The organism is Micromonospora sp. NPDC050200, from assembly GCF_040656135.1.
GTDB lineage: Bacteria > Actinomycetota > Actinomycetes > Mycobacteriales > Micromonosporaceae > Micromonospora.
The window spans coordinates 217297-242200 of the sequence record NZ_JBFALG010000001.1 but is presented as its reverse complement, the minus strand read 5'-3'; the positions used below and the strand labels follow the sequence as shown (position 1 = coordinate 242200).

16 protein-coding genes and 1 pseudogene are annotated in these 24904 nt (G+C 73.4%); 6 read left to right on the top strand and 11 right to left on the bottom strand.

The window, feature by feature from the left end; translation table 11 throughout:
* Nucleotides 1–6: 6 nt before the first annotated feature.
* The 7 genes and pseudogenes from AB0I41_RS01015 to tnpA all read right to left on the bottom strand — a co-directional run.
* Nucleotides 7–1035: a 3-oxoacyl-[acyl-carrier-protein] synthase III C-terminal domain-containing protein gene (locus AB0I41_RS01015; RefSeq protein WP_357100239.1), complete on the bottom strand. Its 1029-nt coding sequence runs from the start codon at nucleotides 1033–1035 to the stop codon at nucleotides 7–9.
* Nucleotides 1032–2672 carry a hypothetical protein gene (locus AB0I41_RS01010; RefSeq protein ID WP_357100236.1) on the bottom strand — a complete coding sequence of 547 codons (1641 nt, stop codon included), beginning with the start codon at nucleotides 2670–2672 and terminating at the stop codon, nucleotides 1032–1034. Before AB0I41_RS01010 ends, AB0I41_RS01015 begins: the two co-directional genes overlap by 4 nt.
* Nucleotides 2672–2899, bottom strand: coding sequence for an acyl carrier protein (locus AB0I41_RS01005; protein WP_357100233.1), 228 nt, complete (start codon nucleotides 2897–2899; stop codon nucleotides 2672–2674). Before AB0I41_RS01005 ends, AB0I41_RS01010 begins: the two co-directional genes overlap by 1 nt.
* A complete protein-coding gene (locus AB0I41_RS01000) occupies nucleotides 2896–4281 on the bottom strand; it encodes an MFS transporter (protein ID WP_357100230.1) in 1386 nt (461 codons plus the stop codon). Before AB0I41_RS01000 ends, AB0I41_RS01005 begins: the two co-directional genes overlap by 4 nt.
* 11 nt (nucleotides 4282–4292) lie before the next feature.
* Nucleotides 4293–10928: a condensation domain-containing protein gene (locus AB0I41_RS00995; protein ID WP_357100227.1), complete on the bottom strand. Its 6636-nt coding sequence runs from the start codon at nucleotides 10926–10928 to the stop codon at nucleotides 4293–4295.
* Complete coding sequence (locus AB0I41_RS00990) at nucleotides 10925–11734, bottom strand: alpha/beta fold hydrolase (RefSeq protein ID WP_357100523.1); 810 nt, start codon at nucleotides 11732–11734, stop codon at nucleotides 10925–10927. Before AB0I41_RS00990 ends, AB0I41_RS00995 begins: the two co-directional genes overlap by 4 nt.
* 656 nt (nucleotides 11735–12390) lie before the next feature.
* Nucleotides 12391–12615 (bottom strand): annotated as a pseudogene (gene tnpA, locus AB0I41_RS00985) (IS200/IS605 family transposase); the annotation flags it as partial.
* Nucleotides 12616–13099: 484 nt separating this feature from the next.
* Between tnpA and hemC the strand changes: the two are divergent.
* The 6 genes from hemC (at nucleotide 13100) to AB0I41_RS00955 (ending at nucleotide 18515) form a co-directional block, all read left to right on the top strand.
* Nucleotides 13100–14041, top strand: coding sequence for a hydroxymethylbilane synthase (gene hemC, locus AB0I41_RS00980; protein ID WP_357100224.1), 942 nt, complete (start codon nucleotides 13100–13102; stop codon nucleotides 14039–14041).
* A gap of 71 nt (nucleotides 14042–14112) precedes the next feature.
* The gene (locus AB0I41_RS00975) at nucleotides 14113–15252 is read left to right on the top strand and encodes a histidine kinase (protein WP_357100221.1); all 1140 of its coding nucleotides are present in this window, start codon (nucleotides 14113–14115) and stop codon (nucleotides 15250–15252) included.
* Complete coding sequence (locus AB0I41_RS00970) at nucleotides 15249–15899, top strand: response regulator transcription factor (protein WP_357100218.1); 651 nt, start codon at nucleotides 15249–15251, stop codon at nucleotides 15897–15899. The genes AB0I41_RS00975 and AB0I41_RS00970 overlap by 4 nt, the downstream gene beginning before the upstream one ends.
* Nucleotides 15900–16265: 366 nt before the next feature.
* Nucleotides 16266–17477 carry a S8 family peptidase gene (locus tag AB0I41_RS00965; protein WP_357100215.1) on the top strand — a complete coding sequence of 404 codons (1212 nt, stop codon included), beginning with the start codon at nucleotides 16266–16268 and terminating at the stop codon, nucleotides 17475–17477.
* Between the two features lie 274 nt (nucleotides 17478–17751).
* Nucleotides 17752–17925, top strand: a complete 174-nt coding sequence (locus tag AB0I41_RS00960; RefSeq protein ID WP_357100213.1) for a hypothetical protein — start codon at nucleotides 17752–17754, stop codon at nucleotides 17923–17925.
* Between the two features lie 71 nt (nucleotides 17926–17996).
* Entirely contained in the window at nucleotides 17997–18515 is a 519-nt protein-coding gene (locus AB0I41_RS00955; RefSeq protein ID WP_357100210.1) for a hypothetical protein, read from the top strand.
* A gap of 245 nt (nucleotides 18516–18760) precedes the next feature.
* Here the strand turns inward: AB0I41_RS00955 and AB0I41_RS00950 are convergent, their stop codons facing one another.
* The 4 genes from AB0I41_RS00950 to AB0I41_RS00935 form a co-directional block, all read right to left on the bottom strand.
* On the bottom strand, nucleotides 18761–20470 hold the full coding sequence (locus tag AB0I41_RS00950; RefSeq protein ID WP_357100207.1) for an extracellular solute-binding protein: 1710 nt from the start codon (nucleotides 20468–20470) through the stop codon (nucleotides 18761–18763).
* 139 nt (nucleotides 20471–20609) lie between these two features.
* On the bottom strand, nucleotides 20610–20945 hold the full coding sequence (locus AB0I41_RS00945; protein ID WP_357100204.1) for a hypothetical protein: 336 nt from the start codon (nucleotides 20943–20945) through the stop codon (nucleotides 20610–20612).
* A gap of 468 nt (nucleotides 20946–21413) precedes the next feature.
* Nucleotides 21414–24266: a M48 family metalloprotease gene (locus AB0I41_RS00940; protein ID WP_357100201.1), complete on the bottom strand. Its 2853-nt coding sequence runs from the start codon at nucleotides 24264–24266 to the stop codon at nucleotides 21414–21416.
* On the bottom strand, nucleotides 24263–24859 hold the full coding sequence (locus AB0I41_RS00935) for a hypothetical protein (RefSeq protein ID WP_357100198.1): 597 nt from the start codon (nucleotides 24857–24859) through the stop codon (nucleotides 24263–24265). The genes AB0I41_RS00940 and AB0I41_RS00935 overlap by 4 nt, the downstream gene beginning before the upstream one ends.
* Nucleotides 24860–24904: the final 45 nt, after the last annotated feature.

Genomic DNA, 24904 nt, shown 5'->3' with positions numbered 1-24904 from the left:
CGGTGCTCAGACCCGCAGCAGGGTGCAGACCCAGTGCATGCCGCTGCCGGTGCTGGTCAGGGCGACCAGGTCGCCGTCGGTCAGCTCTCCGTGGTCCAGGTGGTGCTCCAGCCCGATGAGCTGGTCGGCGCAGCCGACGTGGCCGTGGTCCAGGGCCAGCTCGACGTTGGTCCGGTCCAGGTCGACGCCGAGGTCCTTGGCCAGTTCGGCGAACTGCCGGGCGTTGTCGTGGAAGTGCACGAACCGGCGTACCTCGGCCAGGTCGACCCCGGCCCGCACGCAGGCCGCCTCGACCACCCCCCGGTTGCGTTCCCGGATGGTGGCGACGAAGCGGAACATCTGCCGCACGTCGCCGGCGAAGAACTCGTTGAGCCGCTCGGCCGGGTCGCCGACCCGGGGGGTGCCGCCGGCGGTGGTGAACGGCTCGGCGGCGCCGCCCACCGGCATCCGCATGAAGCCGGCGTACCGGCCGTCGGAGATGGTTTCGGTGGCCAGCCAGCGGCACCGGTCGTGGTCGCGGACCAGCACGGCCGCCGCGGCCCCGTCGGAGAAGATGCTGGTGTTGATCTCCATCCGGTTCCAGTACGGCTCGCAGACCCGGTTGGCGCCGATCACCAGCGCGGTCCGGTACGCCGGATGGGTGGCGAACCGGCCGGCGACCGTGTCGAACGCGGCCACCCCGCCCCCGCACGCCTGGTTGAGCAGCACCGCCTCGGCCCGGTGCGCGCCCAGCCGGGCCTGGGTGTGCGCCGCCGCGTCCCAGTACAGGTACTCGGTCAGGTCGGGGACGGCCAGCACCACCAGGTCCACGTCGGCGGCGGACAGTCCCGCCCGGTCCAGCGCGGTGCCGCCGGCCACCACCGCCAGGTCGGTGACGCCGACGCCGTCGCCGGACCGGTGGAAGGTGCGGTACTCCCAGGAGCGGACCCGGTCCAGCTCCCCGGTGTACGCCGGCGCGACGGTCGCCACGTCGACCGGCTCGCCCAGGACGTGGGCCAGCGCGGCCACCCCGACGGCGACCGGCGGCGCGGTCACCGGGACGCTCCCACGGTCGACCGGCCCGGGGTGGACGGCACCGGGTCGTCGGGTGAGCCGGCCCGGACCGCCCGGAACCGGACCGCCGGGTCGGGCGTCGCCGCGTCCAGGGTGGCGAGGAACCGGACCGCCGCGCCGTTGCGTCCGGTGTCGGCCCAGCGGACCAGCACCTCGCCGACGCCGGCCTCGGCAGCCCGCCGGGTCACCTCGCGCAGCGCCCGCGTCTCGACGTCCTTGCCGAGCACCGGGCAGGAGAGGGAGAAGACGTCGACCGTCCACCGGTCCCCGGCGCGGTCCACGCCGAGCAGGCCGGCGGTGCCGTAGTCGCCGAGCCGGTCGCGGACCCGCACCGCCAGCAGCCCGGCCGCCCGGGTGGCCAGCGCGTCGGCGCCCGGCGCGGGACCCAGCGCGAAGTCGTGCGCCCGGGCCACCAGCTCGGCCAGCTCGGCCACCTCGGCGGGTTCGACCGGCCGGTACTCCACCCGCACGTCCAGGCTGGCCACGAAGTCGTCCAGGGAGAGCCCGGCGGGCTCCGCGCCGTCCGGGCCGCGCCGGCCGGGCGCCCCGCTCCAACGCCGGGTGGGGGCCCGGTCGGTCAGCCCGGCCGTCGCCAGCTCGCCCGCCCAGGCGCGCGGGTCGGCGCCGAGCGCCACCGTCCGCCAGCGGCCCGTCCCGTCGGCCTCGACCGGGCCGGTGCCGACCACGGCGAGCTGCGCCGGGACGGCGTCCAGGTCGGCGGCGATCTCGGTGAGCTGCGCGGCGAGCGGCCGGTCGTCGGTCACCCAACCGTCCAGCAGGCCCAGCAGCTCCGGGCAGTCGGCCGCCACGGTCGCCCAGCACCGGGGCCCGCCGGCGTGCAGCGCCACCCGCAGCCCGGTGTCGCGCAGCTCCCGCAGCACCGGCAGCAGCTCCGTCCAGCCGGCCCGGCCGGTGTCGGCCAGCCCGTCGCCGTCGAGCACCAGCACCCGGCAGCCTGCGCCGTACCAGCTGCGCAGCAGCCTGCCGGTGTCGGCGCCGAGCCGGGCGAAGACCTCCTCGGTGTACGGCACCTTGGCGAACCGGAACAGCGCCGGGTGGTACGCCCGCCGCCCGCCGACCGCGCGGACCGCCTCCTCCGCGTCGACCAGCAGCACCCACGGGTCGCCGGCCAGCCGCTCCCGCAGCCGTTCCCGGGCGGCGGTGGCGGCGGCGGCCACCCCACCGGCGTACGCCGCGTCACCGGCGCCGTACGGCCGGGCGGCCGGGACGGCCGGCAGGACGTACACCAGCAGGGCGCCGTGCCGGCGGGCGGCGGCGAGGGCCGCCTCCGCCCCGGCGAGTAGTTCCTCGGCCCAGCCGGCGCCGGCCGGCCCGGGGTCGCCGGCCTCCTCCGGCCGGGCCGCCACCACCAGCACGTCGGGGCGGGCGGTGGCGAGGAAGCCGTCGGTGGCCAGGCACTGCTGGACCACCTGGTTGAACGGCCCGACCCGCAGCGTCGCCGGCAGCCCCGCGTCGTGCAGCGCCAGCCCCAGGTACGGCACCAGCGGGTCCACCGTGTAGCTGGCCAGCAGGGCGACCCGCAGCAGCGGCCGGTGCCCCTCCCGTTCGACGCGCTGCCAGCGGTCGCGCAGCGTGAACAGTTCGGCGGTCGGCGGCATCACGCCTCCGTCCCCTTGGCCCGCAGCACGTCGCGCAGCGTACGGACGCTGCGCACGTCGCGGATCTCCTCGAAGGCGAAGGAGATGCCGTAGACCTCCTCCAGCGTGACCACCAGTTGCAGGTGCCGCAGGCTGGTCCAGGTGCCGATGGTGTCCGGCCCGGACTCGTCGGTCACCTCCGCCGGGTCGACCTCCAGCACCCCGGCCACCACCTCGGTGAGCGTCACTTGGCCACCACCTGACGGTCGTCGGTCAGCTCGTCGGTGCCGGTGGGCGCGGGCAGCGGCGCCGGCCCGGCGGTCGGCTCGTCGTAGTCGGGCAGGTCGGTCTCCATCCGGCGGATGCTCGGGGAGGCGAACCCGGCGACGGCGACGCCGATGCCGAGGATGCCGACGATCACGAAGATCAGCCCCATGCCGGCGCCCGGTCCGGTGCCGACCAGCCAGCCGAAGGCCGAGGCGCCCGATCCGTCCTCGCGCATCATCGGCTCGAACCAGCGGTCGGCGGCGATGCCGGCCAGCGCCGTGCCGCCGGGGTAGGCCAGGTCCTCGATGAACTGCCGGGCGGCGAAGACCCGGCCCTGGGCGGCCGGCGCCACCTTCTCCTGCCAGACCGACTGGGCGTAGCCGTCGATGAACGGGATGGACAGGTGCAGGAAGAGCAGGGCGATCGACCAGATCAGCACCGAGTCGGCGACGCCGTAGATGATCCGGCCGAGGATGCTGAAGACCAGGATGGCGATGAGCATCCGGCGGATCTTGTGCCGCGTGTTCGGCAGCACGGCCAGCAGGCCGGCGCCGGCTACGCCGCCGATCGCGCCGATGGTCTGCACCAGGCCGAGGGCGTTGGTGCTGCTGTCGGTGCGGGCCAGGATCTGCGGCACCAGCAGGGCGAAGCCGACCGCGGCGAGGACGTTGATGGCGAAGAGGATCGCCTCCAGGCCGGTGAACGCCCGGCTGGCGAGGATGAAGCGGAAGCCGTGCACGGTGTCCGACCAGAACCCGCCGTCGTCGTGCGCCTCCCGGGGTACCGGCGGCAGCTTCACCAGCAGCACCGCGCCGATGGCGACCAGGTAGGACAGCGCGTCGACCAGCAGGATGACCTTGATGTCGAGCACCCCGAGCAGCGTGGCGGCCAGGCCGGGCGCGAAGATCACCGGGATGGTCCGGACCGCGAACATCATCGCGTTGGCCCGCGGGTACTGGCCCTTCTCCATCATCACCGTGATGGTCGCCTGGTAGGCGGGGAGCTGGAACGCCAGGAAGGCGCCGGTGACCAGGTTGACCAGGTAGAGATGCCACACCTCGACCGAGCCGGTGAGGAAGAGCAGCAGCAGCACGCCGGTGGTGACGGCGGAGCCGATGTCGCTGAGCACGATGGTCAGCCGGCGGCTCCACCGGTCGACCAGCGCCCCGGCGATCGGGCTGAAGATGACGGTGGCGCCGAAGGCGAACGCCATCAGCATGGTCAGGTCGGTGGCCCGGCCGGTGGCGTCCCACACCCAGATGCTCAGGGCGAAGTTCGTCATCCGGGTGCCCAGCGCCGACAGCAGCTGGCCGAACCAGATCGTGGTGAACCCGGCGAACCGGGACGGGCGGCGGAACGCCATGGGGGATCCTCCTACTGCCGTGGCGGTTGCCCGTGGTCCCCGGCCAGGCGCAGCAGCCTGGTCCGGATGCCGTCGAGCAGGTGATCAGCGGTTTCCGGCCGGAAGGCCGGGGTGGCGTAGCTGAGATCGACGCGGAGCGCGGCGCCGGTCAGCGAGCCGGTCACGTCGAACGGGAAGGGCCAGTGCCCGGTGGGGTCCTCCGTCGGGCCGAAGGGGGCCGGGCAGACCTCGAAGAGCTGGTTGGCGGGGGAGACGTCGTCGAAGCCGAAGCCGCCCATGTAGTTGACGGCGACGGCCGGCGCCGGCACCCCGGCGAGCCGGTCGCGGACCTCCCCGTCGGGGCAGAGGTGGCGCAGCAGCCCGTAGCCGATGCCGTTGTGCGGCACCCGGCCGAGTTGCCGGATCACCGAGCGGACCGCCCGGGCCGGGTCGGCGGTCTTCGGCAGTTCCAGCCGCACCGGGTAGAGCACCTGGAACCAGCCGCTGGTCCGGGAGGTGTCGACGTCGTCGAAGAGCGGTTCCCGGCCGTGCCCGGTGGTGGCCACGGTGACCGCGCCGCCGGTGCGTTCGCCGACGGTGGCCGCCACCGCCCAGACCAGCAGGTCCCGCACGCTGGTGCGCAGCCGGCGGGCGGCGGCGTGCAGCCCCCGGGTGGCCGGCTCGTCCAGGACGGTGGAGGCCAGCCCCAGGTCGCCGAGGCGGGTCGGCCCGGTGCCCGGCACGTCGGCCAGCCGGGCCAGCGTGCCGTCGTCGGCCTGCGCCAGCCAGTACGGCAGCTCGGCGCGCAGCTCGTCCGAGCCGGCGTGGGCGGCGAGCCGGTGTGCCCAGGCCCGGTAGGAGGTGCTCTTCGTCGCCAGCGCCGGCGGTTCGCCCCGGTCGAGCTGCCCGCAGAGGGTTTCCAGGTCGGCCAGGAGGAGACCCCGGGAGACCGCGTCGACGACCAGGTGGTGGGCGACGATGAGCAGCCGGTCGGGCAGTTCCGGGCCGAGCCGCAGGTGCGCCACCCGGACCAGCGGGCCGGCGGTGAGGTCCAGGCCGGTCTGGGTGGCCGCGGCCAGCGACTCGGCCGCCGCCTCCCGCTCGACAACCGGGGTGCCGGTGAGGTCGTGGCTGGTGAAGGGCACCGCGTCGGCCGGGTCGGCGTGGTGCTGCCGCCAGCCCCCGTCCGGCAGCCGGGTGAACCGCAGCCGCAGCGCGTCGTGCTGGGCGACCAGCAGCCGGACCGCCTCGCCGAGCAGGTCGGCCGGGAGCTGCCGGGCGAGCTGGAGGTAGTACGGGTGGTTGAACAGCGACGGCCGGGCCATGCTGGCGCCGACGATGTCGGTGAACCAGCGCTGCGCCCCGGTCAGGGGCGCGTCGCCGGTGACGACGCCCTGCTCGGTGTCGACCCGGACGGCCGCGCCGAGGCTGCCGGCGAGTTCGGCGACGGTGGGGTGGCGGACCAGTTGCCGGGGGGTCACCTCGATGCCCGCCTCGGCACACCGGGCGACGAGTTGCATGGCCAGCAGCGAGTCCCCGCCGGCAGCGAAGAAGTCGTCGTGGATGCCGAGCTGACCGGCGCGCAGCAGGTCGGACCAGATGGCGAGGAGTTGCCGTTCCCGCTCGGTGCGGGGCTGGGCGGCGGCCCGGTCGGCCCGGCGCCGGTAGCCGCCCGTGACGGCGGCCCGTACGGCGGTCGCGTCGGCCAGTTCGGTGGCGACCTCGGCGAGCAGGTCGGCCGACAGCGGATCGGCCGGGCCGCCCGGGTCGGTCGCCGGGCCGTCCAGCAGCCACAGGCCGCGCAGCAGGTCGACCGGCCCGCGCTCCGGGTCGCAGCCGAGCACCACCGCGGCGGGGTGCCGGGCGGCCAGTTCGGCCGCGCCCGCCGGGTCCGGGTGCACCAGCAGGGTGCGCTCGTCCGGGGCGGCCGGCTCCTCGTCGTACCCGATCAGGCCGGCGGTGACCAGCGCGGCGAGTTCCGGGCCGGCGGGCGCCGCGGTGAGCAGCACCCGGCGCCCGGCGTGGGCCTGCGCCGCGAGCAGCCGCGCCAGCTCCGCCTGCCGCTCCGCCGGCCCGGGCGGTACGACCAGCCGGCCGACCGCCCGGTGCCGCAGCGCCCGCCGCAGCAGCACCGTGCCGGTGACCACGGTCAGCTCGTCGCCGTCGTCGCCGGACGGGGGCACCTGGTAGCGCCGGGCCCAGGCGTCGAGCGACAGCACCTCCACCCCGGACCGGCCGGCCTGGCCGTCGCGCAGCCGGCCGGTCAGCTCGGTGAAGATCCCCGCCCAGGGTCGGCTCCGGAACCCGGCCGAGGCGGGCGCGACGAGCAGGGTCAGCGGGGCGGCGCTGCGCCGGCGGTAGCGGTCCAGCGCGACCTCCAGTTCGGCGAGGTAGTCGCGCAACCTCACCGTCGCCGTGCCGAGCGGGCCGGCGGGGAGCCGGTCCTCCCAGCGCAGCAGGAGGGTGTTGTGGTCCCGTGCCGAGGTGGCCAGCCCGGCCGTGGCCGGGTCGCGCAGCAGCCGCAGCAGCGGACCGGCGGGCAGCGCCGCGCAGCGGTGCGGCAGGCCGAGCAGCTCGGTCCAGAACCGCACCACGGCGGGCAGCCCGGCGACGTCGAGGGTGCCGCCGACCACCAGCCGGGGGGCCGTCCGTTCGGGCGTCCGACGGGCGGTCACCGGGGCGTCCCGGCGTTCCCCGCCGAGCGGGGCGTCCGGGCGGCGCAACCCCTCGTCGAGCACCTGACCGAGCCCGGTCAGCAGCGTTGTCATCCGTTCCGGGGTGAACAGGTCCGCGCTGTACGCCAGGTCGGCGTGCAGCTCCTCGTCCTGCCAGGTGAGGCTGAGGAAGAGGTCGAAGTCGACCCCGACGCTGGGCACCTCCACCGGGCTGGCGTCCAGGCCAGGGAACTCCGGCAGGTCGTCCGGCAGGTCGATGACGTTCAGCACGCACTGGAACAGCGGGTGGTACGCGGCCTGCCGGGGCAGCCGCAGCGCCTCCACGATGGTCCCGAACGGCAGCCCCTGATGCTGGTAGGCGTCCCGGGCGACCCGGTAGGCCCGGGCGACGAGCTGCCGGAAGGTGGGCCGGCCGGCCACCTCCACCCGCAGCGGCAGCAGGTCGGCGAAGCAGCCCACCAGCGGGGCCAGCTCGGCCCGCTCCCGCCCGGCGGTGGGCACCCCGAGCACCAGGTCGGCCTGCCCGCTCTCCCGGTGCAGCAGGGCGGCGAACCCGGCCAGCAGCACGGCGAACGGGGTGACCCCGTCGGCGCGGGCCAGCTCGCGGACCGCCGTGCCGAGCCCGGCCGGCAGCCGGCGGGACTGGTAGCCGGCCACGTCGGAGCGTTCCTCCGGGCGGGGGTGGTCGGTGGGCAGCTCCAGCAGCGGCGGCGCGTCGGCCAGCCGCTCCCGCCAGTAGGCCAGGTGCGGCTCCACCGCCGGGGAGGCCAGCCAGTCGCGCTGGTGGCGGGCGTAGTCGGTGAACTGTACGGGCAGCGGCGGCAGCGGGTCGCCGACCCCGGTGACCCGGCGGGCGTACCCGGCGGCCAGTTCGGTCAGCAGCACGCTCCACGAGGTGTTGTCGCAGACGATGTGGTGCATGCCCAGCAGCAGTTGGTGGCGCCGGTCGGGGAGCCGGACCAGGCGGGCCACCAGGAGTGGCCCGGTGGCCAGGTCGTAGCGGTGCGCGGCGAGCCCGGTGACCGCCCGGCGCAGCGTCCGGGCCTGCTTCGCCGCCGGCACGTTTGCCAGGTCCAGTGGTTCCAGCCAGGGGTCGAGGTGGTCGTGGACCACCGGCTCCGGCTCGCCGCGCCGGTCCCGGAAGGTGGTGCGCAGCACCTCGTGCCGGGTGACCACGTCCCGCAGCGCCGCCCGCAGCGCGTCCTCGACGAGGTCGCCGCGCAACTCCACGGCGGCGGTGGTGTTGTGCCGCACCACGTTGTCGCCGAGCTGGTCCAGCGCCCAGAGCCGGGCCTGCGCCGACGAGGCGACGGCGGGGGTACCGGGCGGCGCGGGGGCGAGCGGGGCCGGGTTGCCGGCCTCCGGTTCGGCGTCCAGCACGGTGGCCAGGCCGGCCACCGTGGGATGGGTGAACAGCGTGTAGAGCGACACCTCCCGGCCGAACTCCGCCTGCACCTGGGACAGCAGGTGGGTGGCGAGCAGCGAGTGTCCACCGAGGCCGAAGAAGTCGCTGGTGACGCCGACCGTCTCGACGCCGAGCGCGGTGGCCCAGAGGCGGCTGAGCCGATCCTCGGTGGGGGTGCGCGGCGGGACCGGTTCGTCGTCCGGGCCGTCCCCGGCGCCCGGGACCGGGACGGGGCGGCTCCGCTCGGCCACCGCCGCCGCCGTGCTCAGCCGCTCGGCCAGGTACGCCGCCCGCTCCGACCCGATCGGCGCGGCCAGCGCCGGCACCCGGGCCGGCCCGTCGGCCGGCGGGTCCAGCGGCCACAGGTGGGCGAGCAGTTCGCGCAGCTCCGCCCCGCCCTCGGGGACGGCCAGCGCGAGCGTTTGCGGGTGTTCCCGGCGCAGCGCCGCCACCGCCGCCGGGTCGGGGTCGAGCAGCACCACCGTCGCCGGGTCGCCGGCCGTCGCGGCGGCGGCCGACAGCTTCCCGGGCGGGCAGCCGCGCACCTGGTGCCCGGGCAGCGCCGCGGCCACCAGGTCCATCGGCAGCCGCTCGGCGTCGACCAGCACGGTCCGCCGGGGCTGCCCGGCCAGCCGGTGCAGCTCCCGGACGATCACCGTGCCCAGGGCGGCGAAGTACTCGGCGGTGTACGGGACATGGCCCAGCTCGTCGGCGCGCCCGTCGAGTAGCCCGCCGACCGGGTAGGTCGTTGCGTGGTCGGCCGCCCAGACGACGTACACGCCGGGGGTGCGGGCGGCGAGCACGGCGAGCCGGTCGTCGAGCCGCCCGGTCAGCGCGGCGGCCGGGCCGCCGGGCGTACCGGGGCAGACGACCAGCAGCAGCGGTGCCGCCGTCCGCCCCCGGTACGCCCCGACCGTCGTCTCCAGGTCGGTCATCGCGGCGTCGAGCAGCGCCTCGGCGTCCGCCGGGTCCTGCCGGCGCAGCCAGTCCTCCCAGCGCAGCAGGCAAACCGTGGCGTCGGCGTCCGCGCCGGCCAGCAGGTGTGCGACGAGCTGGCCGTAGCCGACCAGCTCGACGGCGGCCGGCACCCGCAGGAAGTCCAGCCAGAACCGCACCGGGTCGCGCAGCGGGTCGACGGTGAACGTGGCGGCCAGGGCGAGCCGGTGCCGGCGCAGCCCGGCGGCCGCGGAGAGGGGCCGGTCGGGCGCCGCGGCCATCGCCGCCAGCAGCTCCGGCAGCCGGCCGACGGTCCGGGCGATCGTCTCGTCCAGGTAGAGGTCGGCGTTGTAGTCGACGGCCCCCTCGATCCGCCCGCCGCGCCGGGTCAGGCTGAGGAACAGGTCGAAGTCGGTGAGCCCGTTCTCCGTCGCGACCGGGGTGAACGTGGCGCCGCCCGCGACCCGCCGCTCCTCGCCGCCGTCGGTCACGGTCGCCATCACCTGGAACAGCGGGTTGACGCTCGGGTCGCGGGGCGGGCGAACCTCCTCCACCACTCGCGCGTACGGCGCCTCCTGGTGCGCGTAAGCCTCGCTGACCGTGCGGTGGGTGCGCCGCACCAGGTCGCGGACGGTGGGGTCGCCGGAGACGTCCACCCGGAGCACCAGCATGTTGGCGAAGCAGCCGATCAGCGGCTCCAGGTCGGTGCTCGCCCGGCCGGCGGCGGGCATGCCGAGCAGTACGTCGTCCTGCCCGGTGGCCTGGCGCAGCAGGGCGGCCAGCGCGGCCAGCGTCACCGCGTTGACGGTGGCGCCGGCGGACCGGGCGAGCGCGCCGAGGGCGGCGGTGGTGTCGGCGTCCACGGTGAAGGCCCTCCGCGCGCCGCGGTGCGTCTGCACCGGCGGGCGCGGGTGGTCCGGCGGCAGGGTGGAGCGGGGCGGCGCCCCGGCCAGCCGTTCCCGCCAGTACGCGAGGTGGCCGTTGACGGCGCGCACCGCGTCCGGTCGCCGCCGCGCCGCCACGTGGTCAACGAAACGGGTGGGCAGCCCCGGCAGTTCCGCCGGTACGCCCCCGGCGAACTCGCCGTACCAGCGGACCACCTCGTCGGTGAAAACCCCGGCCGACCAGGCGTCGAAGACGATGTGGTGCGCGGTGACCAGCAGCAGGTGTTCGGTGTCGGCGAGGGCGAGCACGCGCACCGCGAGCAGCGGGCCGGTGGTCAGGTCGAAGGAGACGGCCCCGTGCGCGGTGACCTCCCGCTGCTGTGCCGCCGCCCGCTCGGCGTCGGGCAGCTCCCGCAGGTCGACCACGGGCAGCGGGAGCTCCAGGGTGTCGCGCACCCGCTGGGCCACCCCGTCGCCGGTCTCGGTGAACACCACCCGCAGCGCGTCGTGCCGGGCGACGACCGCGTTGACCGCCCGGTGCAGGGCCGGCACGTCGAGCGGGCCGGTGATCCGTTCCGCGAACGGCACGTTGTAGACCGGGGTGCCCGGTTCCAGCCGGTCGAGGAACCACAGCTGTTCCTGGGTGAAGGAGGGCGGCAGCGGGCCGGGATCGGGGCGCTGGGTGCGGGCCCGACGTAGCCGCAGGGCGAGCAGCTCCTGCTGCTCGGGAGTGAGGTCGGCGAGGTCCGGGTGCAGGTTCTGGGTCATCGGGTGGCCCCTTCGGCGTACGTGCGGTCGACGGCGCCCGGCCCGGCCGGGACCGCCGGACCGCCGCCCAGCAGGCGGGTCAGCGGGGGTGGCGAGTCGTGCAGGTAGAGGTGGCCGCCGGGGACGACGGTCAGCGAGAAGTCGGCGGTGGTGCAGGCGGCCCAGCCGGCCACCTCGTCCGGGTCGACCAGCGGGTCGTCGGCGGCGGCGACCGCGTCGACCGGGCAGGGCAGCGGCTCCGGCGCCACCGGCCGGTAGGAGGCGACCACCGACAGGTCGGCGCGGACCGTCGGCAGGATCAGTTCCAGCAGCGCCGCGTCGGCGAGCACCTCCTCGGGCACCCCGCCGAGCCCGCCCAGCCAGTCGTCGAGCGCGGCGTCGTCGAGCGCGTGCGCCTCGCCGGTACGGGCGGCGCGGTGCGGCGGCCGGGCCGCGGAGACCACCAGCCGCTGCGGCACGGGGCCGCCCCGGGCGACCAGCCGGCGGGCCAGTTCGTACCCGATCAGGCCACCCATGCTGTGCCCGAAGATGGCGAACGGCGGGCGGACCCGCGCGGTGACGGCGTCCAGCAGCGGGGGCGCCAGCTCGGCCATGGTGGTCAGCGGGGGCTCGGCGAGCCGCCGCTCCCGGCCGGGAAGCTGCGCGCTCCACACCTCCACCTGCTCGCCGAGCAGCGCGGCCCACGGCCGGAAGGTGCCGGCCCCGGCGCCGGCGTGCGGCAGGCAGACCAGGCGTAGCCAGGCGGCCGGCCGGGGTACGGCGCAGGCCAGCCAGGCGTCGGTGGTGGCCGGCGGTGGCGGCTGCATGAGCACCCCGTTCCTGCTCGTGGGAGGGCGACGGGCGGTGCTGTCGCCGTCGGCTGCACGGTAGGAAGGGGCCATGAGCGGGGTCTTAGTGCCGGATGAGGGTTCCCTGCGGTGTCCGTTCGGGAGGCGGTCGGCGCGGGTCAGGCAGACGGCGGCGGTACGTCGACCAGGCGGCGTAGCAGGGCGGCGAACTCGTCGCGTTCGGCCGGGGTGAAGCCGCTGAGCAGTTCGTCCTGGGAACCACGTGCGGACGACCGTCTCGAACCGTACTCACGGCTACCGCAACGGCCCGACCTGCTCCATCTCGGGGTACAAGATCATCCTGCCCGGCTTCGTGTACCTACTGCGCCGAAGGTGGTCCGGCCAGGAGCAACGAAAAATCCGCGTCACCAACAACGAACGGCTGATCGTCCGACGCACCAGACCGGCTGCCCGGCACCGTAACAAGCTCACCGACCTGGAAGAACGCACCGGCTGGCGGTACGCGATCGTCGCCACCAACATCAACCGGATCCGTGGCGTGCCCGGCTCGCACCACCCGCAATGGCTCGACGTGCTACCCGGTTGCGGGCCAGTGCTCCGCCCTTCAGGGTGGGGGTGAATGCCCGCGCTGGGAGGGCCGCCAAGGCCCGAGCAGTGCCTTGAACCGGGTGGTTCTGCTGCTCGATGTACTGGCGCGGGGCGGTCAAGGGTGTGCCGTCGACGGAGCCGGCGAAGTACGAGGCCGACCACAGCCTGTTGGCCCGGTGGTAGTGGCGTACAAGGTCGGGGAACTCCTGCCGCATCCGCCGCGATGACACGCCCTTGAGGCTGTTGACCAGCTTCGACACGGCCACCTTGGGCGGGAAGTTGACCAGCAGGTGCACGTGCTCGCCTTCGCCGCGTCAACCCTGATGACCACCTGACCCTCACCCCCGGGCCCCTAACAGCAGAAAGACCACTCCGGAGACCCGGCGCGCTCGCAGCGACACGCGACCAACCCACCCCCACCAGCGAGGGACAAAATGGTCAAGCCGAAACGGACGGGCAGGGATTAGAACCCTCTGTCGGATCGAGGCCGGAGCTGGTCAACACATCACCCCAGGCCATCGTCGGCGCGGCATTGAGCTACCGACCATCGGTTTGTGACAACGCGCCGCGCACCGCTCATGCCGCCGACCGCGCGTCACGGGGCGTAGCTAGCGGCGACCGGGCAAGGCGTCCGGACGTGTCGATGTCAGTGCGTTATGCGATCTCGCGCCTCCAAGAGCACGCGCCACGACCGCTGGCCGGGACAAGTTCGAACGAGGGATCCGGCCGGTGGTTATGGACTGGGCATCCGGGCTGCTCGTCGGCGCCCGTATCTAGCGGACTACCCTCGCCGGTATGTCCGACTCCCGCCTGCTGCGCATCGGTACCCGCAACTCCCCGATGGCGCTGGCCCAAGTCGAGCGGGTCCGCGCGATGCTCGCCGACCGGCACCCCGACGTCACCGTGGAAGTGATGTCGATGTCCACCAGCGGGGACCGCTGGCAAGGCGACATGGCCGCGCTGGGCGGCAAGGGAGCGTTCACCAAGGAGGTGGACGCCGCCCTGCTCGCCGGGGACGTCGACCTGGTCGTGCACTGCGTCAAGGACGTCCCCGGGGACCGGCCGGCACCAGCCGGGACGGTGATGGCCGCCTACCTGGCCCGCGACGACGTCCGGGACTGCCTCGTGCACCCGGCCGGCCTGCGGATCGAGCAACTGCCCGCCGGTACCCGGATCGGCACCTCCGCAGTGCGACGGGTCGCGCAGCTGGCCCTGCACTGGCCGCACCTGGCGCCAGTGGCCATCCGCGGCAACGCGAACAGCCGGCTGGCCAAGCTCGACACCGGCGACAAGTACGACGCGCTGCTGCTCGCGGTCTCCGGGCTGCAGCGGATCGGGCAGGCCGCCCGGATCACCCATCCGATCGACGTCGACACGATGGTCCCTGCCGTCGGCTCCGGCACCCTGGTCCTGCAATGCCGGGAAGACGACACCAGCACCCGTGACCTGGCCGCCAGCCTCAGCGACCCGCGGGCCCAGCAGGAGACCATGGCCGAACGGACCATGCTGCATATCCTGCAGGGCAGCTGCCATTCCCCAATCGCTGCGCTCGCACGCACCGAGCCTGACGGACGCCTCGGCCTGCGGGCACGGGTGATCAGCCTCGACGGCAAGACCGTGCTCGACGTGCACGAGTGGGCGGCGGATCCGATCACCCTCGGGACCTCCGTCGCCGCGGCCCTGCTCCGGCAGGGCGCCCGTGACCTACTCGACCTGCCTGCCCACGGGTCGGCCTAACCGACCACCAGGTACCGCAGCCGCGCACGAAGATCGCGGCCCCTGAGGCTGGACTAACTTAGGGTCGGGCGGTGCGGGTGTCCCGGGGCGAGACGTGGCTGGCCGCGGCCGGGGTACCGGTCGCCGCGGCCTCGGTGGCGATGGCGGTGCTGTCGCTGCCCGGGCCGGCCGCCGCCCTGCTCGCCGGCGGGGTGCTCGCGGCGCATGGCGGGCTGCTGTGGCGGTGTACCCGCCCGGTGTTGTCGTTCGCGGTGGTGTCCGCCGGTTTTGTCGCCCAGCTGGCCGCGACCGGGCTGCTGCTGGTGCTGCCGTCGGTGGCCGCGTTCCCGCTCGCGGTGTACTCGCTCGTCGGGTACGCGCCCCGGCGGGCGGCGGTCGCGGGCGTCGCGGCCGGCGTGCTGGGCGCCGGGATCGCCGCGACGCGGTTCGCCACCGACCCGAGCGTCACCGCCGCCGGCTGGCGACCGAGCCTGCCGCTGGTCGCCGGGCTGCTGGTCGCCGTGGTGCTGGCCGCCGCCAGCCTCGGCCGGTACCGTCGGGCCGAGCGCGCGCTCGCCGACGCCCGGGACCGGTCCCGGCGGCGGGCGGCGGCGACCGCCGAGCGGACCCGGATCGCCCGGGAGATGCACGACGTGGTCGCGCACTCCCTCGCGGTGATCGTCAGCCAGGCGCGGGGCGGCCGGTACCTGGTCGTGGCCGAGCCGGACCGCGCCACCGGGGTGCTCGGCACCATCGAGGACGCGGGACGCTCGGCGCTGACCGACCTCCGGGCGCTGCTCGGGGTGCTGCGCGCCCCCGGCGCCGAGGACCCGACGCCCGCGCCCGCCCTCGCGGACCTGCCGCGGGTGCTGGACACGGTGCGCGCCGCCGGGCTCGACGTCACTTACCAAACCTCGGGCGAGCCGCGCGCGGTCGGGGCGCTCGGCGAGCTGGCGCTGGTCCGGGCAGTACAGGAGGGGCTCACGAACACCCTCCGGCACGCCGACCGGCCGACCCGCGCGACCGTGGAGCTGCGCTGGGACCCCGACCGGGTGCGGCTGTCGGTGCGCGACGACGGCCGCGGCGGTACCGCGGGGGAGGGCGCCGGGCTGCTCGGCATGCGGGAGCGGTTCGCCGCAGCCGGTGGGGCGGTCACGGCCGGCGCCCGGCCCGCGGGCGGGTTCGCGGTCGAGGCCGAACTGCCGTACCCGGACCAGGCGGCCACCGCGTGACCATCCGAGTGTTCGTCGTCGACGACCAGCGGCTCGTCCGGCAGGGCTGCGTGATGCTCATCGACGCCCAGCCCGACCTCACCGTGGTGGGCGAGGCCGACGACGGCGCGCAGGCCCTGGACGCGCTCGCCCGTACGCCGGCCGACGTGGTGCTGATGGACGTGCGGATGCCCCGGCTCGACGGCGTCGCCGCCACCCGCGCCCTGCTCGAGCGGCCCGCGCCGGTGCCCCGGGTGCTGGTGTTGACCACGTTCGACCTCGACGAGTACGCGTTCGCCGCGCTGCGGGCCGGCGCCAGCGGGTTCCTGCTGAAGGACGCCCCGGCGGACGAGCTGCTCGCCGCGATCCGCACCGTGTACCGGGGCGACGCCGTCATCGCGCCGACCACCACCCGGCGGCTGCTGGACCACGTGGCCGCCGGGCTGCCCGTCGACGGCGGCGGCGACCCGCTCGGCCCGCTGACCGCGCGCGAGCGCGACGTGCTGCGCGCCGTCGTCCGGGGTCTGACCAACGCCGAGGCCGCCGACGAGCTGTTCCTCTCGCCCGGGACGGTCAAGGTGCACGTCGCCCGGATCCTCGGGAAGCTGGGCCTGCGGGACCGGGTCCACCTGGTCATCTGGGCGTACCAGCACCACGTCGCCGGCTGAGACCGCCGGGCGGTGGACGGCCCGCCCGGCGGTCCCGGCGTGGGTGTGATGCGCCCGCGCGGCGAGTTCGGCCGGGGTGGGCGTTACGGGTCAAATCAGACTTGAGCATCAGCTCCGGGGCAGCACTCCTGGGCTGATCGCAAAGATTATTATCCTCGACAGCATCGAACTCGCGCCGACTCCACAACGGACATCACCGGGCCAGGGCCGACTCTTCACATCGTGAATCCACGTGCGACGGTAGACGAAAGCCCAGTGAAGTTGGTCTTTCGCTCCACACGTCCATCAGCTAACTTGCTCCCAACGCTCAGCCGAACGGGCGATCGGAAACCGGTGCCCCACAAGGGCGCGGGGAGGAGGAAGTGCATGTCTACTTCCGTACGTGCCAGGAGGTTCCTGGCAGTCGGGTTCGTCGCGGTGGTTTCGGCCGCCGCGGTCGGCGTTGGCGCGGCGGCGAACGCCGCTCCAGCCGAGGGAACGGTCAGGGCCGCTACCGGGGCATCGGTAGCCGGCAGCTACATCGTCGTGCTCAAGGAAGGGGCGGGCGACCAGGTGGCCGCCGTGGCCCGGGAGCACGGCGCGTCGGTGACCCACCAGTACCGCAGCGCGCTGAAGGGCTTTGCCAGCCGCATGTCGGAGCAGCAGGCACGCAGGCTCGCCGCGGACCCGCGAGTGGCATACGTGCAGCAGGACGGCATGTTCACCATCACCGCGACCCAGACCAATCCGCCGTCGTGGGGTCTGGACCGTATCGACCAACGGAACCGGCCGCTGAGCAACTCCTACACCTACAACACAGCGGCGGGCAACGTCAAGGCGTACATCATCGACACCGGCATCCAGGTCACGCACAGCGACTTCGGTGGCCGGGCGGCCTGGGGTACGAACACGGCCGGAGACGGTAACAACACCGACTGCAACGGGCACGGCACGCATGTGGCTGGCACCATCGGTGGCGCATCCTATGGTGTGGCCAAGAACGTGCAGCTCATCGCCGTCAAGGTGCTCACCTGCAGTGGCAGCGGCACCACCTCCGGCGTCGTGGCCGGCGTCGACTGGGTGACCGCCCAGAAGAACAGCAACCCGAGCCAGCCGATGGTGGCGAACATGTCACTCGGCGGTGGTGCGGACACCACGCTGGACAATGCGGTAAAAAGGTCGATCGCGGCGGGCGTGACCTACGCGATCGCAGCGGGCAACGGCAACATCATTGGCCTGGCGCAGGACGCGTGCAAGTCGTCGCCGGCGCGGGTGCTCGAGGCGATCACGGTCTCGGCGACCGATAACACCGACAAAAAGGCGTCGTGGGGGAACTACGGTACCTGCGTTGACCTGTTCGCTCCGGGCGTGAGCATCACGTCGGCCTGGAACTCCAACGACACCAGTAACAACACAATCAGCGGCACGTCGATGGCGACGCCGCATGTGGCGGGCGCGGCCGCGCTCTATCTGGCCAACAACCCGTCGGCGTCGCCGGCGACGGTGGCGGCGGCCATCAACAGCAACGCCACCACTGGTGTGGTGTCCTCGCCGGGCAGCGGTTCCCCCAACCGCCTGCTCTACACGCTCAACTTCTGACCGATATCCAGGTAGGCAGGTCGGCTTGTCTCACCGTTGGTGGGACAAGCCGACTGCGCTGTAGCACAGGTCCGGCCCGACTGCCCACAGCGTCAGGTCGACGACCTGCGAACCATCACTCATCATCGCCGCCTCCTCCACGCTGCGTGATGCCGAGCCGAACGGAGTACGCTCCTACCTGGCCATCACGGGGCACCACGCGTACCGCGTCAGCTCGTTGCCTCGCTCAGCCGGCCGAGATGGGTCAGCAGCGCTTCGATCTCCGCTGCGGCGGATGAGTGCCCGTGCAGTCGGCGTACGTCGCGAAGCAGCGCACACGAACGTGGAAACGGGCGATGCAGGGTTCAACATCGACGGCACCTCCACCGGTCTGCGCGTCAACTACGAGCTGCGTCTGCGACCCGGCGACACCTTCCAGGTCATCCTCGTGACTGTCTCGGCTGTGTAGTGAACCGATGGGTGCAGCCGATGGAGGCCGCTGCCCATGGCGCCCTGCCACCCGTTTGCTTGAATGAGTGCGTGACTGATTCGCGTGTGGTGGGACCCCTGAGCTTTGGATACTCGTTCGACGCGGAGGACGCGCGCCGGCCGCGGTTGCTCGATGAGCGGGGTGCTGGGCTCGCGATCGTGGAACCTCGCCGTGGCGCAGAGAAAGCGGCGTGGCCGCCCCGATCACGGGTTCTGGCCTTCCAGGCCGACACCGTCACGGTCACGCTGACCAGCGGTGAACGGTTCGAGTTCGTGAACGGCAGGAAAGCGCCCTGCCGCCGACGCAATGCCGGCACCACATGGACGCTTCAGGGACGCACGTACGAGGTCGTCCACACAAGCTCACGTCAGGCCAAGCTCCGCCGAGACCAGGTGGTCCTCGCCTCAGCGCGCTCCTCCTCCCGCCGGTACGGCCCCGTCCGCACGACGATCGAAGCAGAGTGCGACGTCGCTGACCGGATCGGCGTCGTGCTCCTCGAACAGGTCATCCGCCCCGGCCGGTCGATGGCGTTCTTCGCAGCTCTCGACATGCTCGCGATGGCAGGGTGAGGCCGATACCCGCCGTCGAAGCGACCGTCACCGTCCCGCTGCCGCCACCCCTGGCGTTGCCATGTCCAAGACCACGGGAGACACCCGTCTGCACTGGGACCGCTTCATCCACCGCCGGCACTTCCTCGACGGCGCCCAGGATCCCGCCAAAGGCGTCCGCAACCCTCGGTCGCGACATCCGCGGCCGCATCCACGGGTTAAGATCCGGCACCCGGATTACCCGTTCAAGGCTGCATGACGAGGCACTAAAAACTACTGACCAGCTTGACGAACGCGTCGTCGATCTTCGCCGGGTCGCGGGCGTCGAACGCTTTGCCCGCGGACGCTTTGGCGATCCGGTCCAGGGTCATAAAATCGGACTGCTCGTCGAAGGCGATGCAGAAAATCTTGACCGGCCGCTCCGGATCCAGCGCGACATCCTGAAGTAGCCGGGCGAGCTTGTTGTCCTTGTTGTACTCGTTCTTGCCGTCTGTCAGTACGACCACCGCGTTGATCCGGGACTGGTCATAGTGGTCGAGCATGTGACGGTGTGCCGCCCGTACGGTGGCGTACAAAGCGGTGCCGCCTTCGACATGGAGATTGTTGATCTTATTGGTGAGGGCCTTCTGGTCGAACGCCGCCAGTCGGACCTCTTCGCTGTAGGGCGAATTCGGCCGCTGTGGGGTCTCGGAGGAGAACGACCAGAGCGCGACCTGGTCCTCGGAGTTCAACAGGCCGAAGCCTTTGGCGGCGGCCGTGGTCGCTACCTGGAACCTGCTCCGGTCACCGACTTGGCGTTTCATGGAACCGGACGTGTCAACGGCGACGAGGATGTTCGCCTTCTTGCGCAGCGTGCCCCAGCCGGTGAGGATCGCCTTGACCACGGTCGGGTCTGGCGGGTCGAAGTAGGTGAGGTCCGGGGCTGCCCCGCGCCCGCCGACGGAGGCGACCAGCGGGCCGGACGCGTTCCGCTCGTGGTCGCGGAACCCGAGCAGGCTGAAGCTCCGCTGTTGTGGCGGCTCCTGGAGGAACGCCAGAAAGTCGGCAGCGGCGTCACGCTGCTCCGGGCTGGCCGAGGGGAGGACCACGTACGGGTGGTCGAGGTTGAACGTTCCCTCCTTCGGATACACCGCGACCAGCGGGACCTTGGGCTTCTCGCCCCGGGTCGGACTCAGCTCCCCCTCGTTGTACTGGTAGACCAACTCCTCCTGCGTCACGATCGCGCTCATGTCGGTCGGGGCCCGCGTGCCGGCGCCGGACAGGTCCGCCTCGGCGAGGTTCTTCAGCAGGTCCACCACGTCGTCGCTGTAGTGGGACACGTTGGCTTCGATGCGGCGGACGAACTGGGTCACCCTCGGATTCGCCAGGTCGCTCTCGGTGAGGTCGCTGGCCCGGTTGATGGCCGCGTAGTACGTCGCGATGATGGCCGCCAGCCCGGAGGTGGACAGGTTCGGGTTGACCTTGCCGAACGCGAACCGTCCCCACTCGGGGCGACCGAAGGTGGCCCAGCCCGCCCGCCCGGACGAGCCCAGGATCTCGCCCCAGCCGAGCTGACCCTGCCGTTGGAGCAGCTCTCCCTTCGGCCGCGGCATGGCGATGACCAGCGGGCTGTTCGCGACCGACGGGTACGGGCCGGAGGTCTGCGCTGGGCGCCCGGCGGCCTTGTCCAGCAACTTCAACTGCCCGGTCCACAGAGTCGACGTCGGCATCCACACCTGCGGTCGTGGGAGGTTGGGCTGCTTGACGGCCCAATCGCCGGCCAGCGCGTCCGTCGCCGCACCGGAGGCGAGGCCATGCACGGTCACGGCGGCGCAGCGGCCACCAAACCGCCGATTGCCCTTGTTGTATCGCTCGGCCAGCTCGCCGAGCAGTACGTCCTTCTCAATCGACGAGCTGACCTCCAGCGGCGTGCACCCGACGTCCGCCGCCGGCCGGACGATCAGGTAGGACGCCGCGACGACCGCGACTCCGGCCACGATGGCTGCGGCGTACGGCAACCACGGCCGGGCAGTCGGTCGACCTGAAACCATTGGTCCTCCAGGGTGTCGGCTGACGGTGTCGACATCAGCCATGCCCGGCCGACCGCGGTGCGGACCGACCGGATCGTGTTCGTGATCAGGAACCGGACCGGAGCGCGGTCGTGGCCTGGCCGGCCGTCGATGTCTCCCCGGGGTTCGTCTCGGCGCTTGGGGCCAGCGCGGTGGCGACCAGCAGGCGGACGACGTACGCCACGACGAAGGTCACCACGCCAGTGAGTGCCGCGGCGCCGACCGCGGTCGACGCGATGTAGCCGGACGCCATGCCGACGGCACCGAGAAAGGCTGCGATCGAGGCGCCCCGGGGGTCCCCGTACTCCCGGCGGAGCCGATGCGACCAGCGGTCCCGCCGGACCGGGACTGCGGGCTCGCTGTTCGTGAGCCGCGTCGGGCGGCCGGCCACGCGCGTGACCACCGCGTGCTCGGGGATGCCGGGCAGGGTTGGCCTGGCCGCATACCCCAGGGGAGGGGGACCGGGCGCCGGGTGCGACGGCATCGGCGCGGTGGCTGCCTCGTTGCCCTGCTGTGGGGCCGCGTCCGCCCGATCAGCTCGTAGTGCCCCGCCGTGCGTGGGTCATGCGATCTCAGCGGCGTGGTACCTGGCATCGCTGCCCCCTGTCAGCCCGGCCATTGTGACCTCACCGAATCTTTGACGAGCCGCGCCAATGCGACGGACGACACCGGTATGGTGCCACGGCCACGCCAGTACGAAAACCGGTCGCGATCCGGCGTGTCGTGTCGGGGCGCCTCCCGGCCCAGAACGCGCACATCTGGTTGGATTCCTCGGCCTGCCCAGACGGCGGATGACCTCCTCGGAAACCCGCCGGTCCAGCTCGGCCAACTGCTCGTCGGTGTACGCGGTCAGGTCGCCCGTTCGGGCAGCTCAGGGCTGATCGAGGGCGCGTACGACGGCGGTCAGCGCGCCGGTGACGGTCCGTTCGTCCAGCGGCTCCATCACCGCGGTCACGGCGACCGTGACAAGGTTGTGGCCCACCCGGACGAGGACGAAAGCCGTCGTACCGGTGATCCTGTTCCGGCCGCTGCCTGACGAGAGTGCGTAGTCGACGCGCCAGGACTGCTCACCGAGCAGCGGTGCCGGCTTGGCGCCGACCGTGAACCGCACGACCGGCCCGCTGCCGCCGGTGAACTGCCGGCAGGCGCCGCGCGCCGCGTCCGCGGCCGCGAACATCGCGTCGGGCACCGGTTCGGCGTACGAGGTGACGGTCACGTCCATGGTGGTCGACACGATGCCGACCTGGCTGCGCGGCGTGCCGTACCCGGCTTCGGCCCTGGCCCGAATTCCGGGTTTGAGCACATCGAGGTAGGCGTCCCGGGCCAGCGGCCGGCAGGTGGCCGGCTCGATCCGGGCCTCGCCACCGGCAACGATCTCCCGGGGCACCCAGGACTTCGGCAGCGCCGGCCGGGCTGCCTGCGCGGCACCGCGAGCCTCGGCGGTGGTAAGCCGGCGACCGCCGGCGGGGATGGCACCGACGGCCGGCGGGCTCGTGGTCGCCGGGCCGGCGGTCACCGCTTGTCCGCCGGGGGCCGGCCGGTCCGCGCCGAGTCGGGTCGGAGCCGACGGAACGGCGGCGCTTCCGGCCGTTCCCGGCAGGGGCGCGTAGCTGCCGGGCACTCCCGGCCCCAGCACCACCACGGTCAACACCGCCGCCGTCGGCACCATCGCCGGCAGCGCCATTCGGGTTGGCCGTACGTCGTGCACCGGACGGAGCAGGAGGACGGGCGAACTGAGTGCGGCCAGGTACAGCAGCCAGACCAGCGGTGTCCCAACGGACAGTCGGAACGCCAGCGCATCGGCGGAAAGCCCGGCCGCGGCCGCGTGCGTGTACTGGAGACCGGCGGTCAAGCCGGTCGCCGCACCGGCGGCGAGCACCGACCGGGCGAGGCTCCGCGGACCCGGCTTGGTCGCGGTCACGAGCAGGACGACCATCCCGGCGAGGGCGCAGAGCAGCCAGCGGGCCTGTGCCGCGCGCACCGCCTCATCCAGCGTGGCTGGCGGATTGAGCTGGGTGTGCAGGACCGCGCCACCACCACAGACGAGCACGACGAGCGCGACCACTCTCGCCTCTACCGACCGGGCCACCCGCCGCAGGGTGCCGGGTCCGGCCGGACGGGACCGCAGCGCGATCAGCACCGGCAGCGCGAGCGCGGGCAGTAGCCAGGCGGTACGGGGCAGCACGTAGACCAGCCAGGCCCGGAGAGCGACCGGATCGGTCAATACCGAGGCGAGCACCGGCAGCGGCCACAGCACGGCGGCTGTGGCGCTGATCGCCGTCGCGTAACCGGCGTACCGCCATCGGATATCCATGGGGCCCGCCGACGGCTCCACGTCGACCAGCGCCATCGCGAGGATCACGCAGAGACCGACCGCGCCCACCCCCAGCGCGGCGGTCGCGACGCCCCGCAGCAGACTCCCGGCCGTCCCCGGGTGCAGGTAGAACCCCAGCCCACCAGGCAGTTGGAACCACGCCGTGCCGAACGCGACCGCGAAGAGGCCGATCGCCGTACCGGTGATCGGTCGCCACCATCTGACCGGAACCCCGGTTCGACGGGCCGATTCCGCCCGCCGGATCAGCGACGGCATGAGTCCACCGGCGAGCAGCCCGGCACCGACCCAGACATCGACCAGCGCGGGCAGCCAGCCCTGTGCGGAGAAATGCAGCTCACGGGTGAGGTCGTGGACGGCGACCATCGTCGCCACGGTCACCGCGCCGAGAGCGATCCCCTGCGCCAGATCACCGTTGCGCTGGCCGTCCGGATGTCGTAACGACCTGACCCGTTCCGGCGGCGACGGATGGCGGGCGAACAGGCGGCGCAGCGCGGCCGTCCCCCGGTTGCCGGCCGGTGCCTGTCGAACGCTCGCGTCGCGCAGCAGCGCGGTCAGGGCCTCAGCCTGGCCGGTCCGCGCCGCGTGCAGGTCCGCCTCGCGCTCGCGTACCCGCAGCAGTGCGGCCGCGAGCACCGCGACCAGACCAGCCAGCAGGAGGGCCCGCAGCAGCGCACCGCCGATGATCGCGTTCGGTCCGATGGAGCCGACCTCCAGCAGAACACCGACGGCGACGGCGGGCACGGGCAGCCAGACCAGTCCACGTACCGCCGCCACCCAGGTCACGTCGCGGGCCCGCACGTGGGCGAGTTCGTGCTGGACGACCGGGTCGAACCGGACCGGGTCGCGGTATGCCACGGCGACCGCCGCCGGGAGTACGACGATGGGCCGCCGGCCGATGACACCGATGGTGAACGCCTGCCGGACCGGCGGACCGGCGATGAGCAGGCGCGGCCGGTTCCGGCCGAACAACTCGTTGTCGTCGCAGAACGTGGCGAATCGGGCCGCCGCTCCCGGGACGGTGAACCTGCCCCGGTGCCGGCGCAGTCGCCACAGGTCGACCGACGGCACCAACAGCAGCAACGCGGCCGCGCCAGCCAGCACGACGCACACCGCACCGAGCATGACAAACCCACGGTGTCGGGCCGGGTCGGCCATGCAGTCGGTGAACCCGGGTGGGGCCGGATTCGCGGTGGTCACCGCGAATGCCCGGTCGCAGGCGTTGAGAGCGAGCGCCCAGGGCATGCTCAACGACCGGTCGGCCAGGAAGAAGAGATCTCCCGCGCTGATCCCGACCCCGACCAGCGCCGCGACCACCAGCAGATACAACCAGGCCAGCCGGTACGGCGACCCGTCGCGGTACGCCTCCGTCGCGCCTGCCGGGCGGGTCACCGTTCGCCTGGGACGACCATCGCACCGACCGTGGCATCGGCCAGCAACTCCGCCGCCTCCGAAGGGAGGCCCAGCGCGAGAGCGTGCCGGCGACACGCTTGGTGGAGCTTCGCCGCCTGCGGCTCGGTCAACCCGAGCCGGCTCACAGTCGAAGGCCGGTCACCCGCCCCGATTGCCGGCCTCAGCGCGTCGGCCACCTCCACGGCATCTGGTGATGCCATGACACCCGCCGACTCGGTCGACCCGGTCGGCGCCCGATCCGGGGCGCGGCGCCGCCGCCAGCCGGCGCGGATCTCGGCACCAATCCCGGTCACGCCGAGAACGAGCACCTCGCTGGCGGCGGCGGCGACCGCCTGCAGGAACAACTCGCTGACAAGCGTGGAGTCGATGCCGAAACCGACCGCGCTGCCCGGGCCCGCCGGTTGCCGGACGGCCTTCGCCGTCCGCTCCTGCCAGCCGGCGGCCACCCCGTCGAACACCTCGAGTTCCTCCGGGGCGTACTGGGCAACCGCACTGCGCGCGGCACTGACGACGAGGGCGGCAAAATGTTGCTGTCGATTGATCACGATCTCATCTTGCCGCCGCCCGGCCACAGCGGAAAGTCCCGGGTAAGTAACCAAACACTTTCCGTGTCGCCG